Source organism: Pseudomonas viridiflava (genome assembly GCF_900602065.1).
Classification (GTDB): domain Bacteria; phylum Pseudomonadota; class Gammaproteobacteria; order Pseudomonadales; family Pseudomonadaceae; genus Aquipseudomonas.
On record NZ_UWFN01000106.1, the window covers coordinates 1 to 306 of the forward strand.

Annotated in this window: 1 protein-coding gene; it reads right to left on the reverse strand. The window is 61.4% G+C overall.

The features are described from left to right. A partial coding sequence (locus EE949_RS05175) for an AMP-binding enzyme (protein ID WP_431194211.1) occupies positions 1-306 on the reverse strand: 306 nt, incomplete at both ends.

Here is a 306-nt window from a genome sequence, read left to right on the forward strand (position 1 = left end):
GCGTCGAGCAGCACGAAATGCGCGGGCACCATGTAATCCGGCAGGTGGGACTTGAGCTGCGATTTCAGGGCCTCACGCAAGCCCCCTGATCCCTGATCCGAATCGTTCGGCACCAGATAGGCCACCAGCTGCTTGCCGGTCGGTCCGTCGATGTCGATCACGCTGGCTTCACGCACGGCCGAGTGTTCAAGCAGCCGCGCTTCGATTTCACCCAACTCCAGGCGCAAGCCACGCAGTTTGGTCTGAGTGTCGTTGCGGCCAATGAACTCGATGTTTCCATCGGCGCGATAACGAGCCAGGTCGCCG